Here is an 18352-nt window from a genome sequence, read left to right as displayed (position 1 = left end):
ACCTAATATCCAATTTCATAGATTTAACTACCACTGTAGGCGCTAGAGTGGCTATTTTTGTGTATATATTTCAAAAACGATGACTGAAAAGATTAAAATCTGCTTATCCATCGATCCCTACTTTTTTCATAGATTACTTTCCACTACCTCTAATTTCAGAGATTATACTATTTACCTTGTCATATGTTAATTTTGCATATGTTTGATCATTGATCATCATTACTGGAGCTAAACTGCAGCATCCTAAACAGGCTACATTTATATAGGTAAATAAACCATCTGGAGTTATTTCCCCTTCTGAAACATCTAGTATATCTTTTAATGCACTTTCTATTGCAGCAGAACCGTTTACATGACATGCCGTTCCTTGACATAACATAATCAAGTATTTACCTATTGGTTTCATTCTAAATTGAGAATAAAAACTAGCTACACCATAGACTTTAGCTTCTTTGATGTTTCTTTTTATAGCTATTTCCTTCATTACATTTTCAGGTAAGTATCCATAGCTATTTTGAACCTTTTGAAGCAAGGTTATCAGATTTGTTTCTTCATCACACTCTAATAATATTTGCTCTAAAATCTCTAAACTTTCTCTTGTATTGTTGTTTCTAATATTCTGACATGAGCATGTCATATTATTCCTCCTATGATTGACATAAAATAAAAGAAAGGATATCAACTAAGATTAATCCTTTCTAAAACCTCTTACTAATATAAATAAATCATTAATCTAGATATTCAACTAATATAAGATTATGATACTACTATTAGAATTTACAAAACTGACTTCTTATATCTGTTAATTCTTTAGTGATTTCATCACAATCTAATACCATCTCCATAAGGCTAATTTGCTCCTCATACACTTCAGATGATACATTGTTTTTAATTTCCTCTTCAATCACATGATAAACTGCTAATCCAAGTTCAACTCCTGCTAGTGAACCTGCGAATGTAGGATCACCTGCTGTAACAGTTTCAGCTGCTAATCCAGCTGCTTCTGCTTCTGCAGCTCCTAATAAAACTAATACATTTTCTGCACCAAACTCTTCAGTCAGTGACTTTACCCTATTCTGATTTTCCAAATCCATCGCACCAGCAGCCGTTCAGACAAAACATTCTGTAGATGAATATACTACTTCAGCTGTACTAACTGATTTAACACATTCCTCAATTGCTGGTCCCGGAATACCATCTCTGTCACCTATGATGATGACTTTCTTGTTATCCAAAACACTCATACATAACTCCTAACTTTAATTTGTATAGACATCACACCTATCATTTTATTCATTAACAAACGAAGAGTACAATTTAAAATGTTCACGAATGAAAAAGCTTGATACATCTTTTGATAACTCTTTCTATCTTTATAGCTAAATCCTTTTCAAAATAGTTGTCCATACTTTAACAATAAATACATTTATACAATCAATTATATATGTAGATAAATAGTAATATAATTCACATTTTATTATCAGTGCGAACTTTTTTCTCGTATCAATAAAAAAGTACTAAAAAAACAATGAGAATATTCCCATTGTTTCCTATCACTTTAAAAGCGTTCTTCTAAGTAGGTTAAAAACTAAGTCTCTATTTTTTAGGATAAATTTATTTTTAGGTAGAATTGTGCTAGAATGTAACACCGTTTTAGCCTTAGAAAATGTTAAGAATCCTTCATGACCATGATAGTGACCCATACCAGAATTACCGACTCCTCCAAAAGGTGCATCATCAGCCATTACATGCATGGCAGTATCATTCACTGAAATACCACCACTATGTGTTTCATTTTTGAATCTTTTTATCAATTGTCTGTTATTTGTCATTAAGTATAATGCTAAAGGTCTTGGTCTTTCATTTATATACTTTATTACATCATCAATATTTTGATACTTCATTACAGGTAAAACAGAACCAAAAATTTCTTCTTTCATAACATCCATATTGTCAGTTACATTCGTTATGACATGCGGAAGTACTAACTTTTCATCAATATCATTATATTTTTTTACAGGATGAATACTTCCACCTTTAGTACTTGCATCACTAATAAATCCATGAATTTTCTCTAACTGTTTAGTATTAATAATATGTGTTTGTGTATTAATATTACCTGATTTTACATGGTAATCATGATAGCGTTCCAAAAAAGTATCAACGAACTCTTTTTCTTTTGATTCATGAACAAAGATATAATCAGGTGCAACACAGATTTGCCCTGAGTTAATCGATTTTCCAATAATAATCGCATCAACTGCTGATTTCATATTAGCATCTGATGCGACGACAGTCGGAGATTTTCCACCCAACTCTAATGTAATTGGTGTTAAATTATCAGCAGCAGATTTTGCAACTAGCTTTCCTACATTCGATGAACCAGTAAAAATAAGATGGTCAAATGGTAATCTTGCAAATGCTGAACCCGCTCCTTTAACTCCTGTAATAACATGTATATGTTCAGATATACCAGCTAAAACTTCTTTTAGTACTTGTGTTGTCTTTGGAGTATCTTCACTCATTTTAATCATGACTCTATTCCCTGCAGCAATGGCTTGGATAGTAGGACCTAATGCTAAATAAAATGGAAAATTCCATGGAGTAATTACCCCAACTACACCTACAGGTTGATAATGAACTTCTACCTTTGATGGCATTAGCAATAGTCCTGTATGACGTTTGGAAGGTTTCATCCATTTACTTAAGTTTTTCAGTGTATAGTTTATTAACCTAACACTCGGTAATAAGTCAGATAAAAGAGAATCAAAATCACTTCTATAACCGTAGTCTTCTCTCATAGCATCATATATCTTCTTTTCATTTTTTATCAATGATTTCTTTAATGCTATTAAAACATTTTTTCTCTCTATATAACTAGGATATGGATTATCCATATATGATTTTCTTAACATATTTAATTCACTCTTCAATTGATTAAATATATCATTTTTATTATCAATAATAAGTGCCTTTTCAGACATACTGAACCTCCTATTCTAGGTTCAACACACTCCTAAATATAATATCCATGTCAAACCTAAATTGTTCTTCTGTTGGTTCGACAAGTAATAATCCTTTACTTGCCGAAATTAGTGTAATTGAAACCCCAAAAGCTTTTTCCTTTGAAACACATTTATTTTTATCTAAAAATTGAGCAAGTCTATTTGTAAATCGAACATGCCAATCCTCTTCTGAACTGAAAGTTGCCTTTAAAACAACATCCAGTACTTCAGTACCATGGTTATGGTTTACGATTTCAACTGCTTCACCTATGAAAATTCTAAATACTTCATGAAGAACATTTAATACATCTCCCTCATTTTTATTCATCACTTCAAACATTCTCATATAAATATCAGTAAGGTACATGTTAACAGTCCATTCATAACATGCACTCTTAGAACCATATTTTTTATATACCGACTGTCTTGATAAACCAGTTACATTAGCAATGTCCTGCATTGTAGTTTTTTTAAATCCTAACTTTGTAAATAAAGTAAGAATGCTTCTTGCCATAACTATGTCATTTTTATTCATAAATTACTCCAATTTCTATTCATGAATACAAACAATATATCAAGTTACTGAAAGTAATATTTTTTCTACATCTTTACTTTTCATTTTTCTAGGGATAGCATATGATCTACTAGCTTCTGATAAAGCTGCTCGTGCAATTTTAGAATAATCAAATGCTTTTAAACCTTCTATTGCATTTGGAATACCAATGCTATTAGACAGGCTTTCCACCCTTGAAACAAACTGAAGTGCTAAATCACGTTGACTTGATATATGTGAATTTGTATTTAGTATCAATTCTAGTTTAGCATATTTATCTTCACATTTGGACATGTTAAATCTAAGTACTTTAGGAAGTAAAATTGCATTTGCTAATCCATGTGACGTATTGTAAGAAGCACTTATCTGATGTGAGATTGCATGTACATAGCCCAAACTTGATTTTGTGAATGCGTAACCAGCTAAAAGTGACGCTTGTGCCATTTTTTCTCTTGCATCAATATCTTGTCCATTTAAAACTACTTTGCCTAAATTATCAAATATTAACTTAATTGCAAGCTCTGCATGTCTTGAAGTTTCTTCTGTCGCATTTGTAGATAGATATGCTTCTAATGCATGTGTTAATGCGTCCATACCAACAGCTGCTGTAATATGAGATGGTAATGATGAAATCAACAATGGATCTAATGCAACAGAAAACGGAATCAGTTTAGGATCTATGAAAAAATTCTTTTTATGTGTTTTGTCATCTGATATTACAGCTGCAATTGTAGTTTCCGACCCACTTCCTGATGTTGTAGGTACTGCATAAAAAGGTAATGGATTTTTTCTTATTTTTAACAATCCAGTTAACTTGTTTAATGGAACTCTGTTTGTACTTGCCGCAGCAACTACTTTTGCCACATCAATTACTGATCCTCCACCAATTGCTAAAACACAGTCACACTTGTTGCTTAGACTTATTTCAAGTCCTTCTTGTACTTGTTTAAATGTGGGATTAGGAATCGATCCATCATATATTACCGGTTTGCATCCTTTCTGCTCTAGAGTATTGATTACTTTTTCTAACTTCCCGTTTCTTAATAGATACTTTCCTGTAATAAGTAAAGGATTCTTATATCCCGAATCAACTATTAATTCTGCGATTTTCAATGTTGAATCTTCGCCAGAATATATTAACGGCTTTTGTGGTGGCCATAATCTAGTAAACATTTCTAGTATATGACTTTTAGGTGATCTAATCATGTTTTCTCCTTCCAAACATTAGTCTACTAATCTAGTATATCTTCATAATATACATACACTTATATAATGTCAACCATAAGTTTACAATAGTACGTACAATGTAAACTATATATATTTCAAAAACAAAAAAAGAAACCTGCTCTTCATAGGCTTCTTTAGATGATAATATTCTTAAACTATTTACTTATATTCTTACAATTGGTTTCCTTTATGAAGAAAATTGATATATAGCCTATAATAACAGGAAGCAAGCAGTAAAGAAAAGCACGATTATATAGCTCTACCGTTGGCAAAGTGCTTAAATACTTATCTATAATAGTTCCTGGAATAAGTGGGATAAATGCAGCTCCCACAAATCCGCCTATATTAACTATTGAAGTGGAGATTCCCGCATATTTGGGATTGTTAACTTCTTTTCCACATGCCCATCCTAAGACAAATGCTGCGCCACTAAATCCCATCATAAAGAAAAGCACACCTAATGTGGCTATAGGTGGTTTACCACCATTGGATAATACAAAATAAAGCCATACTAAAACATAAGTTGTACCAAAATAGATCATAGGCTGCTTACGTGTTCTCAACTTATCTGAAAGTTTTCCTACAACGACACTTCCTAGGCAAAGACCAATAACAGCTGTCATCATGTAATTTCCAGCAGTCACTTTATTCATCTCATAAACATCCATTAGATAGCTTACTCCCCAAGTTCCTGCAATTGTAATTGCTGAACCGAAGAAACCACCAAATACAATGAAAGGAGGCCATGTTCTTGGATTTTTACATACATTGTATAATGCCTTTTTAATATTTATTTTCTCAATACTTATAGTTCTACCTTCTATTTCTGCTACAGAAGGCAATCCAATATCTGATGGCTTATTTCTCACTATCATAAAACATAATAATGCTATACCAATAGATATGAAGCCAATCATAACAAATGTGGTTCTCCACGTTAATGCAACAACAAGTAATGCTAATGGAGTTTGAGCCAGTATTCCTCCTAGATTACCAATTAATGAAGTCAACCCAGACATTGTACCAAACTCACTCTCATAAAACCATTCTGTTTGGATTTTTAATATGGATATAAAAACAACTGACACCCCTACTCCGACAATTATTCTTCCAACAAAGGCTATTAAAACATTAGGTGCTATTCCAAATATAATTGATCCTAATCCTGCTAACATAATACCTAATGATACTGTACATCTTGCTCCTAAAGTATCTGCTAATATTCCAGATGGAATTTGCATCAGTAAATATGGATAAAAATATGCAGCACCCAAACTTGCAAATGTTGTTGACGATATACCAAAGGCTGAAACTAAATCATCTTTTACTACACCAACTGCTAATCTATGAAAAAAAACTACGATATATGCAACTGATAAAATTCCCCACACTAACCATCTTTTTTTCTCGAGCTTATCAATCTCCTTTTGGCTATAAGCCAGATTTGTTATTTGCTTTTCCATTCCCCCTCCTTAATACATAAAACAACTAACTATTCAGAATAATTATACTTTTACATAAGTAATATTTAAATTCACATTATCGACCAAGTGTGAAATCACAATATCAAAGTTTAGTAACCAGACATATTCTATTTTAGTAATGTTTTAATGACATAACAATCACCTAAACAAAAAAAGAAACATCAGAATTAAGTAATTCTAATGCTTCTTTTTTATTGGCGCACTCGAAGGGATTTGAACCCCCGACCTACCGCTTAGGAGGCGGTTGCTCTATCCAGCTGAGCTACGAATGCATATGCTATATTATAACATAAAAATTCTTTGATATATAACAAAAACACAAAAAAGCCTTACGGCTTTTCTATAAAATAAATTATTGCGCGTCGATTTAAATAATGATTCTCAATGTCATCAGAAACATCAACTTGTATGGTAGAACCCATGTTAATTGTTTTAATAAGAACTTCAGATACACCGTGTTCAATTAAGTATTCTTTGATAACATCTGCACGTGCTTGTGCAAGTGAAAGACCAAAATCACCATCTTCATAATAAGGATAACCATTAATGTGACCTTCAATGGCAACCATCAGGTTTTCTTGATCAGTAAGTATATCAATCCATTCATCTAAAACAGGATAATACTCATCACTAATTTCAGAAACATTTTTATCAAAAAGAATTTCACTTTTCTTATCTAGATTAATTTCTTCTACTATTTCTTCAAAGTCTGTTTCTTCTTGCGAAACATCTTCAGTCGTTTCTTCAACTGGCTCATCATCAGCTTCATTGTTTTCCAGTTCAGTTTCTAAATCCGTCTCAGAAACCTCCTCTTCAACATCAGATGTTTCTTCATTGATAGTAGTAATAGGATCTTCTAAATCTCCATTATCAACTACAGGACTACCACCAAACAAAGAAGACAAAAGTATAATCAATAAAATACCTATTGCTGAAAAAACAACCCATCCTCGAGTTGTTACCCGATATTTCATTTAAGCTCCTTACTTGATTCCATCAACTATATTAATGACTCTTTGAATTTCATACTCTATAACAGAAGATTGCTTCTCTTCGAAAGCATTTCTTTCTTCGATGTTACGCTTTAACATTTCAATACGCTCTTCTAACTCGCGAATTGAACTTTCATTCTTTTCTTTAAGTTCAGCTGTTTTTGCAACAGTTTCTTCTAAAACAGTATTTAATGCATCTATTCTGATATAAGCATCATTTAGAAGTTCTTCTTTCTTTAGACCAGATGCATCCAAAATATTTAAAGCAGATTTCTTTTTAATATCAATTGGTAAGTTTTCTGGTAAAGCTTTCATAAATACTTCGGCAATGAAAATTGATTGCTTTACATCTTTATCTAAGTTTTTATTTCTATAAATTTCTTCAATAGATAAAAACTTATTTTTTTCATATGATTCAATAAGCACATCTAATTTTTCTTCAATTTCAGAATGTTGCTCACGCTTAACTTCTGGTTGAGGCATGACAGGTGGTGCTGGCGTAACAGGAACTGTCGGAGCAACTTTTTCCTCTACTACAGTTTCCTTCACTTCTTCACCTTCTGGATTTACTTCCTCACGTAACTCGATTAGCCCAAGTTTCTCTAGTATATTTTTCTTTGTCACCTATTTATCCTCCCTTAGTATGAGTTTATATTAAAATGATAGTCATTTTTTTAACGTGTTGATAATTCAGTCTGATATCTATCAAGTTGCTTAATTAATGTTTTGTTGGCTTTAAGTAAACTTTTAAACTTCTCTAGTACATCATTCTTAGAATTCAAATGATTTTGCTTAATAACTATTTGACTGTTCAGATGTCTGATCATTGATTCTAATTCCATGACTTCTTCATTCAACATAGATATTTTTTCTGCTTTTAACTTTTCATTTATCTCTTGATGAAGTTTTATTTCCTCGTATACTTTATTCAATTCATCATCAATCAAACGACCTGTAACTTTTTCATTGTTAACCTGCAAAGAATTTTTAATAATCTCAACAGCTTCATCATCAAGATAAGTTACATTTTTTTTCTTAACAATATGACCTTTTAAAGCTTCCTTGTTATTTGATATTTTTTTATATATGGTTACTTTGCTTACGGAAAACAATTTCGCAACATCTATTACTTTATACATAAACACCACTATTTCATTAGCTTGTTAAAAAAGCCCGACTTTTTTTCTTCAACCTTCAGAGTAGATATTTCTTCTTCAATTTTCTTATCAATACTCATCATCCAATTGATATCATCTTCAAATATATTTTGGTAATGCTGGATAGCCTCATCTTTCATTCTTAACTCTTTATCCAGCATATTAATTTGTCTTTTTAAATCGATTATTTCATTTCTTAACACTTCTTTTTTTCTAATCGTTTTTTCTATAAACTCATCTAAATGATCTGTTTCTTCACTAGCTTCTTCAGCCACAGATTCTTCAATATATTCTTCTTCAGTTTCTGCTACAATACCAAATACTAAACGTTCTAATTCTTTTACACCATCTTCGGTTATATAGGATAAATGTCTTTCTTTTATGACAAAAGGAGATAAGACTTCATCATGAACAATTAGCGCTTCAAATATTTTAACTTTTTCTATAGATAGCATTTCTGCAACTTCGCTGATTTTGTACATGATTTCCTCCTCTTTATAATAATATCAAAAGTCTTATATTAAATCTACTATAAATTTACTGTAAATTAACTGTAAACCACTGAAAACTGCTATTTTAGGCCATTTATACGATATAATCATTCAAAATGTATATAAATAGCATAATTTAGTGAAATATCAAAGTTTAAAGTGTTAACACATGGCCTAATTAAGGCTTATAAAGGCTAGCGATTCTCTTATATCATAATGGAGCATGTATCATAATGGGAATATTGCTTCAAAATGAAACACACCAAGCAAATGGTGTGTCATTTTAATACAATATGCTTATTTTTCGATCTTATACTCTTTTAATTTTCTATATAAGGTACTTCTTCCAATGCCCAATGCTTCAGAAGTCTTCTTTAAATTCCAATTATGATAAGTTAAAGCTTCTCTTATAGTTTGAGCTTCTACAATAGATAGTGTAAACTCTTTACACGCCTTTAAAATACTATATTTTTCATTATTTTCACCATGTGATGAAATGGATGTTTCAACACTACTTTTTAGTGTGTTTACACTACCTTTATTCTCTACTGAACTCTCACTTGTCTCATCATTTAATAGACTTTCTATAATTGCACTTGATTCATCTACAGATAGATCCATATCATGCATGAGTTCTGAAGTGGCAGTCGAAACTTTAACATCCTTATTATCATTTTCATGATCCATCATATGGCTATCTTCATCTGAATGAACTTCCATCGAAGGTGTTTGATCATCACTTTCTTTTTCATCTTTACTAAAGTGATCTGTTAAAATATCATGTAATCGTTCATGTGAAGATCTTAAACGACAAGGTGTAAAAAACACTACAATGATATTTTTTTCTGGGGCACTACTTTCAATAACGATGCTAGTTGAAATATAATTGGTCAATATTTTATTGTAGTGTTCACATCCATTAACTGTTAATGACATACCAGAAATTAATGAAATACCTGCAGCATTTGTACCAATGGATTCTTCAGATAAATTAGTAAATAATGGTAATTCTTTACTCACTGAGTTGCTATTGTAAATGACATCTCCAAGATTATTTATGACATAAATCATACTGTCCTCTGACGACACAGTTCTTAAATATTTTATAGTGGAAGATGACAAAATATCTAGTGAAAGGATATCAATTGAATTTTGACTTTTTTTGACATTTAACAGTTCAAATGATATATTGTGCAGTTTAGATCTCACCCAAGAATATACGATGACATCTGGAACAATTTTCCTATTTAAAACACCTCGCGTAATGAACATTGATCTAGCTTTACAAATTTCAGAATTGACTGACATATTTTCTCCTGTAGACTTGAAACATCCTTAATATTCATTGACCATTCAAATCGGCCAAAATTTAAGCTCTAACGAATTTTATTGTGATTTTGATGTATGACATAGAAGTGACAACTTAAATCCAATGTGAATCAATAATTTTTTACATAAATTACATATAAATGCTAAATAATTACATTTTGGGCTTTAGGTAAAATCTGAATGTTTGCAAATGAATCACCAATGATATTTCCATCTGCATTGATCAATAATCCCTCTTCAGATTGAATGGTAATTTTCTTACCATATAAAACTTCTACAACATCTTCGTGCACATGGTTACCTGAAAAAACTTTTCTAAAAAGGACAGCAAATTTACTCTTAGACATTTTGTTAATAATTACCAATTCGAAGTTTTCGCTGTCAATTTCTGCACCTGGGGTGATCATCATGCCGCCACCAAAATATTTGCCATTTCCAACTGCTACTAAATAAACTTCTCGTTTCAGCTCCAAGCCGTCAATATTAATCAGAACATTTTTACATTTATATTTTAACAATGAAGAAAATGTAGAATATATATAGGCTGTAGATCCTTTAAGAAACTTCTTTACTTTCTCAGTCAAGTTTACAATATCACCATCGATCCCCATTGCCACTACATTTAAGAAATGAGTATCATTTACCAAGCCAATATCAACTTTTTTTACTTGACCTTCAATGACTTTTTCTAATGCTTTTTCAAAATTATTACCAATATCAATCATTCTAACAAAGTCATTACCAGTACCCGCTGGGATGATGCCTAGGTTGGTTTCTGAGTTGAAAATTCCATTAAAAGCTTCTAAAACTGTCCCATCTCCGCCAACTGCTACAACATCTGTATAACCTTCTTGAACAGCTTCTTTTGCAATCTTTTCTATGTGTCCTTCATAACCAGATATGGATATTGAATAAGCTATTTGTTCCTTTTGGAAACGATTATGGATCAAATTCAAGGTTTCTTTAGACTCTCCATGCCCTGCTGCAGGATTTATAATAAATTTTATTTTTCTCATTCTAGCTCCTTATTATGCTCTTCTTATTATAGCCTACTTTTCAATGCTTTCCAAACCATTTTTTATTATGTTTCACGTGAAACAATCAGCTTATTTAAGACAACCTTTTACAAATATCTTTCTCCTCAATTTTATAATTAACTCTATTACTCTTTAGATCATCATTTTTAAATGTTTCACGTGAAACATGGTGTGTATCAAAATAAAAATCTAAACCCTTTCTTCTTTCATAATTTATGTTTCACGTGAAACACTGGAAATTAGTCTTAAATTTATTCTCTTCTATCTTTATCTATCTACCTTTTTATTCTTTTTTTCTTGAAACTTGTCTATTTACCTCTCAAAATATATATTTTATGCAAAAATCATTGTCTAAATCAATTACCACACACTTATAAGCCAGTTATTCCAACACATTCAGCGAAATTTGCCCTGTATGGACCTTTATTGTTTTTTGAATATAAGACTATTATAAAGACATTAATCTAATTATATTCCTATATAGACTTATATATGAATATAAGAAAAAAAACAGTGTTAAAAAACACTGTTTCACGTGAAACATTACATAGAATAGTCCAAAAGCTCTAAAATTCTGTTTAATTCCTCTTCAGAATAATAATTTATTTGAATTTTTCCCTTATCCTTTTCATGATTGATTGAAACCTTCGTACCAAAGTATCCTTTAAGATGATCTTCAAAGTCTTGAATAATCGGATCTTTCTTCTCCTTTGGAATATGAGTCTTCTTTTCAACTTTCATAGACTTCACAAGTCTCTCAAGCTCTCTTACACTCATATCCTCTGATTGAACCTTCTTAGCCAGACTCAGTCTCATTTTCGAATCACTTACTGCTAATAAGGTTCTACCATGTGCTGTACTCAACTGACCCGTTCTAACCATTTTCTGAACTTGGTTATCTAGTTTAAGTAATCTGAGTATGTTGGTAATATATGTTCTACTTTTCCCAACAACTTTTGCAAGCTTATCTTGTGTAAGCTGATGCTCATCAATCATATATTGATAGGCAATAGCCTCTTCAATCGCATTAAGGTTTTCCCTCTGTAGATTCTCTATAAGGGCAATCTCTGCAAACTCACTTTCCTTAAACTCTTTTACTATAGCAGGTATAGTTTCTAAACCTGCAAGTTTTGACGCTCTATATCTTCTTTCACCAGCAACGATCTCATATTTTCCGTCAGGAATAGGGCGTAAGACAATAGGTTGTACAACACCATATTCTTTTATAGAATCTGCAAGTCTATTTAAGCGTTCCTGAGAAAAATCCTTACGAGGCTGATTAACATTTGGAATGATATTTTCTATACTATATTCTAGTACACCTTCAGCACTAGATGTCTCCGTAACCTCGACTGCTTCCTGAACAATTAAAGCACCAAGTCCTTTGCCTAATCCTCTTTTAGCTTTTGACATTTTATTCCTCCTGTGCTATTAATTCCCTAGCTAGTTTTTTAAATGCATATGCGCCTTTTGAATTTCCATCATAATAAATAATTGGCATTCCAAAGGATGGTGCTTCAGCTAATCTTACATTTCTTGGAATTACTGATTTGTATACCTTATCTCCAAAATGTGCCTTAACTTCATCTAAAACTTGAGATGACAAATTAGTTCTGCCATCATACATACTCAAAACAACACCTTGTATCTCTAATGATTTATTCAAACTCTTTTTAATTAACTGATAAGTATTTAAAAGTGAACTTACACCTTCTAAGGCATAGTATTCACATTGAATTGGAATTAAAATAGAATCTGCCGCTATCAATGAGTTGATTGTCAATAAACCTAGAGAAGGGGGACAGTCCATAAAAATGAAATCATAATCATCTTTCAGCTGATCTATAGCATGTTTTAATCTAAACTCTCTTTTTTCAAGAGTAGACAACTCTATTTCAGCACCAGCTAAATCAACATTTGAAGGCAGTACATCAAGATTTTTATACTCAGTAGTCACAATTGCCTTTTTTGGATCTAATTCATCTACCATTACATCATATAAACTATATTCAACTTCGCTTTTGTCAACGCCAACACCACTTGTCGAGTTACCTTGCGGGTCATTATCAATTATAAGTACCTTTTTACCTCTACGTGCTAGACAAGCACTTAAATTGACATTGGTAGTAGTCTTACCGACACCACCTTTCTGATTAAAGATTGAAATTACTTTACCCACTATATTGCCTCCTTTAATATCTATCTATCATTTTACACTATTCATGTCCTAAGTTACAGTAAAAAAATAAAGATATTTCCCGGGAAATATCTTTAATCGTTTTTTGGTATTTTAATAATTATTTCTATACAATCATCATGATCGTTTGTTTCCATTGTCGATTGCGATGACAAGTCCTTTACCATTTTAAAAGCCTTTTTAATGGTATTTTGATATATTCTATAATTAACCTTGAATGTTGATTTTTGATGTTTCTTCTTGTATTGATTTAATTTATTTTCAACAAGTTTCTCAGTTTCTTTTACATTGAGACTCTTATCAATGACACTTTTTAAAACTTTCTCTTGCTCTTTAATATCTCCCAGTCTCAGTAAAGATCTTGCATGTCTTTCTGAAAGGGTACTTTGTTTAAATGTATCTAGTATATGATCCTCTAACTTTAAGATTCTCATTTTATTAGAAATTGTCGACTGACTCTTTCCAATACGCTTTGACAGTTCACCTTGGGTGATGCCATGGAGTTCAATCAACTTCTTATATGATTCTGCTTCCTCAATAAAGGTTAAATCCACACGTTGTAAGTTTTCAATTAAAGCAACAACAGCTGAATCTTCGTTACCAACTTCCAAAACAATGGCAGGTATAGATTTGAGTGCAACTAATTGTGCTGCTCTGAAACGACGTTCACCCATAATTAACTCAAAAACATGCTCATTTTTTCTAACAGTTATTGGTTGTAATATACCATATTGTTTTATAGAAGCTGCTAAATCTTCTAACGATTGATCATCAAATATTTGTCTAGGTTGATAAGGATTAGGTACAATACTTTCCACATCAATCATTACTATGTCATTGATTTTCTCCATGATTACTCCCTTACTTATAATGGTTTTTTTACTGGTTTACCGGCGCGTCTTGGATACTTCATATCAGTAGAAGCAACTTTTCTTATGATGACTAAGTTGTGGTCTTTGGTCTCGACAGAAGTTTCAACTGACTTTATTTCTGCAACTTCAAGATTTAAGACCTTCAATGCATTTTCAGCCAGTTTAATTTCCTCTTCACATTTTTTCCCTTTTTGAGCGATAAAATAACCACCAACTTTAAGAAAAGGGGAGCAAAATTCTAAGAGAATTGGTAACTCAGCAACTGCTCTAGATACTACTATATCATATTGCTCACGATAAGCTAAATCTTGTCCAAAGTCTTCAGCTCTTCCATGAATAAAATCTATTTTATCTAAACCAGTTTCATCAGCAACGGCCTTTAAAAAATTGATTCGCTTATTCAATGAATCCAGTAAAGTGATTTCCAAAGAAGGCTTAAATATTTTTAATGGCATACCTGGAAAGCCCGCCCCAGTACCAACATCAATTACCTTGTCGCCATCTTTTATTTTATCAGATAATAAGCAAGTTAAAGAGTCGGCAAAATGTTTGTCATATATGCCTTCGCTGTCAGTTATGCCTGTCAAATTCATATGCTTGTTCCACTCAACAAGAAGTGACTCATAAGTTAAAAACTGAGTCACTTGAGTATCACTTAATTCAAATCCTAATTTAGAAAAAATACTTTTTAACAGATTAGGCTTCATTTTTTGATCTCCTTTTGTAATCTAGATAAACTAATAAAACTGAAATATCAGCAGGTGAAACACCTGAAATTCTTGAAGCTTGTCCAATAGAAGTTGGCTTGATTTCGTTTAACTTTTGTCTTGCCTCTAGACGCAATCCTTCAACTAAGTTAAAATCAATATCTCTGATTTTTTTATTCTCAAGAGACTTAAACTTCTCAACTTGTTTTAGCTGCTTACTGATATAGCCTTCATACTTAATTGATATTTCACATTGCTTCCAAATATCTTCTCTAAGAGAAGGGCGTGTTGGATCAAAATCTGCAATTTGATCATAGAATATCTCAGGCCTTTTTAAAATATTGGCAACCGTAATACTATCTCTAAGTGGAGAAGAACCTATTGATTCTAAATACCCATTGATGGCCTTAGCCTTAATTAAAGTTGATTTCATTCTATCTAATTCTTTTTCCATAAGAACAATTTTTCTTGAAACTCTATCAAAACGATCTTGTGATGCAAGTCCAAGTTTATAAGACTTTTCAGTCAATCTTAAATCAGCATTGTCTTGACGTAAAATCAATCTATACTCAGAACGTGAAGTCATCATTCTATATGGTTCTTCAGTACCTTTAGTTACTAAGTCGTCAATTAAAACGCCAATATAAGCTTCAGAACGATCTAGGATTAAAGGATCTTTTTCATCAATTTTTAAAACAGCATTAATGCCTGCTATTAAACCTTGTGCTGCAGCTTCTTCATAACCACTTGATCCATTAAATTGTCCTGCAGAAAATAAGCTATCAATATTTTTAAACTCAAGGCTTAGTTTTAATTGAGTTGGATCGATACAGTCATATTCGATCGCATAGGCCGGTCTCATGATCTCTACATCTTCTAAACCAGGAATGGTTTTCATGAAGTTAATTTGAACATCTTCAGGCATACTTGTTGACATGCCCTGTACATACATCTCATTAGTCTCCAAACCTTCAGGTTCAATAAACAATTGATGTCTGTCCTTATCGTGGAATCTATTGATCTTATCTTCAATAGAAGGGCAGTATCTAGGACCTGTTCCTTCAATCTCACCTGAGAACAAGGCAGACCTATGGAAATTATCTGTAATGATTTCATGAGTTTTTGCATTGGTATATGTTAACCAACAAGGTACTTGTTCTTTATCTAAGTTATCATTTAGAAAAGAGAAAGGTACTATTTTTTTATCACCATCTTCTCTTTGCATTTTATCATAGTTTAAAGTTCTACTATTGACACGAGCTGGTGTACCAGTTTTAAATCTTCTCATTGGAATATCTAATGATTGAAGATTATCAGTCAACTGTAAAGATGGCGCAAGTCCATTAGGGCCTGAAGAAAATACTGCAGAACCAATAAAAATTTTACCACCCAGGTATGTGCCTGTCGCTAATACAACTGCCTTAGCATGGTATATGGATCCAATAGCAGTAATAACACCCTTAACAGCATTGTCTTCCACAATTAACTTGTGTACTTCAGCTTGTTTGACATCTAAAAGTGGCGTATTTTCAATCACTTTTTTCATTTCAATATGGTATCTGCTTTTGTCTGCTTGTGCTCTTAATGAATGAACAGCAGGACCTTTCGCAATATTTAACATCTTACTTTGTATAAAAGTCTTGTCAATATTTAGCCCCATCTCACCACCAAGTGCATCGATTTCTCTTACTAGATGACCTTTGCCTGTTCCACCGATTGACGGATTACAAGGCATCATGGCGATTGAATCTAAATTAATCGTTAACATCAACGTTTTCTTATTCATTCTTGCAGATGCCAGGGCAGCTTCACAACCTGCATGACCAGCACCAACGACTATGACATCATAGTCACCAGCAAAAAATGTATCCATTCTTACCTCCATTATTTTCCTAAACAGAACTGTCCAAAGATCTGTTTGACAATATCGCTTTCAACAGTTTCACCTGTTACTTTACCTAATGACTCCAAACAATCTAGTGTATCTACTTCAATAAAGTCATACGGCATTCTATCTTTAGTCGCATTTAATGCATTTTCAATAGATGTTCTGGCAGCTTTTACAGCTTGAATATGTCTTGAGTTAGAAAGCAGTTGATCATTAGATGATGAAATATCGCCATCATATACCATATCAACAATGGCTTTTTCCACATTCATAATGCCTTCATCTTTTAATAAACTCGTCTTAATAATAGAGTGATTTGAGAAAGTTTCCTCAATATGTTCCCATTCTATCTTAGTCTCTAAGTCCATTTTATTTATGATTATAATTGATTTTTTATCTGATACCAAATCAATTAACTGTCTATCTTCATCTGATAATTTTTCATTCGCATTCAGAACAAATAAAATCATATCTGCTTCATTAAAAATTTCTTTTGATCTTTCAACACCAATTTTTTCTACTTGATCTTCTGTATCTCTTATACCTGCAGTATCTATAATTCTAATAGGAATCCCCTGGATATTCAGATGTTCTTCTATAATGTCTCTAGTTGTACCTGCCACATCAGTAACAATTGCTCTGGCTTCTCTTAGAAGGGCATTAAGTAAAGATGACTTACCTACATTGGGCTTACCTATAATTGCAATTTTAATACCTTCACGAATGATACGACCATTATCTGAATGATCTAATAGCAAAGTCAGCTCATCTTTGACCTCTGAAAAAGATTTTTCAATTTCATCATAAGTCATATCTTCTATGTCTTCTTCTGGATAGTCAATACAAACTTCTAAATGTCCTACAACTTTTAATAGCTTTTGTCTGACATTTCCTATCTTATGTGACAGAGAACCTTCTAGTTGATTATAGGCCAAGTCAAAACCTTTTTCTGTTTTAGCACTGATTAAATCCATGACTGCTTCTGCCTGTGATAAATCTAATCTACCATTTAAGAAAGCTCTTTGAGTAAACTCTCCTGGCTCTGCCATTCTGACGCCAAGTTCTAATATATAATCCAATACACGTTTTATAGAAATGATACCACCATGACAATATATTTCTACAATATCTTCTTTGGTATAAGTTTTAGGGCCCTTCATATAGACAGCCATAACTTCATCTAAAACTTGGTCATCTTTTTTTATCTCACCGTAGTACATCTTTCTGTTTTCAAAAGAAGCATTTGGTGAAAACATCTTTTTTAAAATATCAAGCGACTCGTCACCGCTCATTCTTATTATACCGATTGCACCTTCACCAATAGCTGAAGAAATTGCAACGATTGTTTCATTTAACATAATATCACCTCTAATATTTGAGCGTTTACCTAAACACTCTGTATCTGAATTATAT

General features: G+C 32.1%; 18 protein-coding genes and 1 tRNA gene. All 19 read right to left on the bottom strand.

Translation table 11 applies throughout. The features are described from left to right. Positions 1-133 precede the first annotated feature (133 nt). On the bottom strand, positions 134-637 hold the full coding sequence (gene nuoE / locus EZV73_RS27245; RefSeq protein ID WP_240843742.1) for an NADH-quinone oxidoreductase subunit NuoE: 504 nt from the start codon (positions 635-637) through the stop codon (positions 134-136). A 133-nt stretch (positions 638-770) separates the two neighbouring features. Next, positions 771-1244, bottom strand: a complete 474-nt coding sequence (gene grdA / locus EZV73_RS27240; protein WP_240843741.1) for a glycine/sarcosine/betaine reductase complex selenoprotein A — start codon at positions 1242-1244, stop codon at positions 771-773. A 309-nt stretch (positions 1245-1553) separates the two neighbouring features. After that, positions 1554-2984, bottom strand: a complete 1431-nt coding sequence (locus EZV73_RS27235) for a coniferyl aldehyde dehydrogenase (protein WP_240843740.1) — start codon at positions 2982-2984, stop codon at positions 1554-1556. 10 nt (positions 2985-2994) lie between these two features. Continuing rightward, positions 2995-3540 (bottom strand): TetR/AcrR family transcriptional regulator, encoded by a 546-nt coding sequence (locus EZV73_RS27230; protein ID WP_240843739.1) that lies wholly within the window; start codon positions 3538-3540, stop codon positions 2995-2997. A gap of 39 nt (positions 3541-3579) precedes the next feature. Next, positions 3580-4764 carry an iron-containing alcohol dehydrogenase gene (locus EZV73_RS27225; RefSeq protein WP_240843738.1) on the bottom strand — a complete coding sequence of 395 codons (1185 nt, stop codon included), beginning with the start codon at positions 4762-4764 and terminating at the stop codon, positions 3580-3582. 176 nt (positions 4765-4940) lie between these two features. Further along, the gene (locus EZV73_RS27220) at positions 4941-6248 is read right to left on the bottom strand and encodes an MFS transporter (protein ID WP_240843737.1); all 1308 of its coding nucleotides are present in this window, start codon (positions 6246-6248) and stop codon (positions 4941-4943) included. Positions 6249-6464: 216 nt separating this feature from the next. After that, positions 6465-6541, bottom strand: a tRNA-Arg gene (locus tag EZV73_RS27215). 57 nt (positions 6542-6598) lie between these two features. Continuing rightward, a complete protein-coding gene (locus EZV73_RS27210; protein ID WP_240843736.1) occupies positions 6599-7243 on the bottom strand; it encodes an OmpA family protein in 645 nt (214 codons plus the stop codon). A 9-nt stretch (positions 7244-7252) separates the two neighbouring features. After that, on the bottom strand, positions 7253-7885 hold the full coding sequence (locus EZV73_RS27205; RefSeq protein WP_240843735.1) for a hypothetical protein: 633 nt from the start codon (positions 7883-7885) through the stop codon (positions 7253-7255). Positions 7886-7935: 50 nt separating this feature from the next. Continuing rightward, positions 7936-8400, bottom strand: a complete 465-nt coding sequence (locus EZV73_RS27200; protein WP_240843734.1) for a hypothetical protein — start codon at positions 8398-8400, stop codon at positions 7936-7938. An 8-nt stretch (positions 8401-8408) separates the two neighbouring features. Next, on the bottom strand, positions 8409-8900 hold the full coding sequence (locus EZV73_RS27195; RefSeq protein WP_240843733.1) for a hypothetical protein: 492 nt from the start codon (positions 8898-8900) through the stop codon (positions 8409-8411). A gap of 306 nt (positions 8901-9206) precedes the next feature. Beyond that, positions 9207-9980, bottom strand: coding sequence for a helix-turn-helix domain-containing protein (locus EZV73_RS27190; protein WP_240843732.1), 774 nt, complete (start codon positions 9978-9980; stop codon positions 9207-9209). A 401-nt stretch (positions 9981-10381) separates the two neighbouring features. Then, complete coding sequence (locus EZV73_RS27185; protein WP_240843731.1) at positions 10382-11254, bottom strand: diacylglycerol kinase family protein; 873 nt, start codon at positions 11252-11254, stop codon at positions 10382-10384. Positions 11255-11818: 564 nt separating this feature from the next. Continuing rightward, positions 11819-12688 (bottom strand): ParB/RepB/Spo0J family partition protein, encoded by an 870-nt coding sequence (locus tag EZV73_RS27180; protein WP_240843730.1) that lies wholly within the window; start codon positions 12686-12688, stop codon positions 11819-11821. 1 nt (position 12689) lies between these two features. Then, a complete protein-coding gene (locus EZV73_RS27175; RefSeq protein ID WP_240843729.1) occupies positions 12690-13454 on the bottom strand; it encodes a ParA family protein in 765 nt (254 codons plus the stop codon). A 92-nt stretch (positions 13455-13546) separates the two neighbouring features. Then, entirely contained in the window at positions 13547-14323 is a 777-nt protein-coding gene (locus EZV73_RS27170) for a ParB/RepB/Spo0J family partition protein (RefSeq protein ID WP_240843728.1), read from the bottom strand. 14 nt (positions 14324-14337) lie between these two features. After that, the gene (rsmG, locus tag EZV73_RS27165; RefSeq protein WP_240843727.1) at positions 14338-15051 is read right to left on the bottom strand and encodes a 16S rRNA (guanine(527)-N(7))-methyltransferase RsmG; all 714 of its coding nucleotides are present in this window, start codon (positions 15049-15051) and stop codon (positions 14338-14340) included. Then, positions 15041-16924, bottom strand: a complete 1884-nt coding sequence (gene mnmG / locus EZV73_RS27160; protein ID WP_240843726.1) for a tRNA uridine-5-carboxymethylaminomethyl(34) synthesis enzyme MnmG — start codon at positions 16922-16924, stop codon at positions 15041-15043. The genes rsmG and mnmG overlap by 11 nt, the downstream gene beginning before the upstream one ends. Before the next feature lie 11 nt (positions 16925-16935). Further along, positions 16936-18297, bottom strand: a complete 1362-nt coding sequence (mnmE, locus tag EZV73_RS27155; RefSeq protein WP_240843725.1) for a tRNA uridine-5-carboxymethylaminomethyl(34) synthesis GTPase MnmE — start codon at positions 18295-18297, stop codon at positions 16936-16938. Between the last annotated feature and the right edge of the window lie 55 nt (positions 18298-18352).

Source organism: Acidaminobacter sp. JC074 (assembly GCF_022496765.1).
Lineage (GTDB): Bacteria > Bacillota > Clostridia > Peptostreptococcales > Acidaminobacteraceae > JABXKX01.
The sequence above is the reverse complement of the archived record's forward strand: the minus strand, read 5'-3'. Positions and strand labels throughout refer to the sequence as shown.

What these genes read in the sequence shown, in the direction of transcription:
- EZV73_RS27220 (WP_240843737.1), bottom strand. Translation starts at nt 6,248, where the DNA reads ATGGAAAAGCAAATAACAAATCTGGCTTATAGCCAAAAGGAGATTGAT.
- EZV73_RS27200 (WP_240843734.1), bottom strand. Translation starts at nt 8,400, where the DNA reads ATGTATAAAGTAATAGATGTTGCGAAATTGTTTTCCGTAAGCAAAGTA.
- EZV73_RS27170 (WP_240843728.1), bottom strand. Translation starts at nt 14,323, where the DNA reads ATGGAGAAAATCAATGACATAGTAATGATTGATGTGGAAAGTATTGTA.
- EZV73_RS27185 (WP_240843731.1), bottom strand. Translation starts at nt 11,254, where the DNA reads ATGAGAAAAATAAAATTTATTATAAATCCTGCAGCAGGGCATGGAGAG.
- nuoE (WP_240843742.1), bottom strand. Translation starts at nt 637, where the DNA reads ATGACATGCTCATGTCAGAATATTAGAAACAACAATACAAGAGAAAGT.
- EZV73_RS27235 (WP_240843740.1), bottom strand. Translation starts at nt 2,984, where the DNA reads ATGTCTGAAAAGGCACTTATTATTGATAATAAAAATGATATATTTAAT.
- EZV73_RS27230 (WP_240843739.1), bottom strand. Translation starts at nt 3,540, where the DNA reads ATGAATAAAAATGACATAGTTATGGCAAGAAGCATTCTTACTTTATTT.
- EZV73_RS27210 (WP_240843736.1), bottom strand. Translation starts at nt 7,243, where the DNA reads ATGAAATATCGGGTAACAACTCGAGGATGGGTTGTTTTTTCAGCAATA.
- EZV73_RS27180 (WP_240843730.1), bottom strand. Translation starts at nt 12,688, where the DNA reads ATGTCAAAAGCTAAAAGAGGATTAGGCAAAGGACTTGGTGCTTTAATT.
- EZV73_RS27190 (WP_240843732.1), bottom strand. Translation starts at nt 9,980, where the DNA reads ATGATTTATGTCATAAATAATCTTGGAGATGTCATTTACAATAGCAAC.
- EZV73_RS27195 (WP_240843733.1), bottom strand. Translation starts at nt 8,900, where the DNA reads ATGTACAAAATCAGCGAAGTTGCAGAAATGCTATCTATAGAAAAAGTT.
- mnmG (WP_240843726.1), bottom strand. Translation starts at nt 16,924, where the DNA reads ATGGATACATTTTTTGCTGGTGACTATGATGTCATAGTCGTTGGTGCT.
- EZV73_RS27225 (WP_240843738.1), bottom strand. Translation starts at nt 4,764, where the DNA reads ATGATTAGATCACCTAAAAGTCATATACTAGAAATGTTTACTAGATTA.
- mnmE (WP_240843725.1), bottom strand. Translation starts at nt 18,297, where the DNA reads ATGTTAAATGAAACAATCGTTGCAATTTCTTCAGCTATTGGTGAAGGT.
- rsmG (WP_240843727.1), bottom strand. Translation starts at nt 15,051, where the DNA reads ATGAAGCCTAATCTGTTAAAAAGTATTTTTTCTAAATTAGGATTTGAA.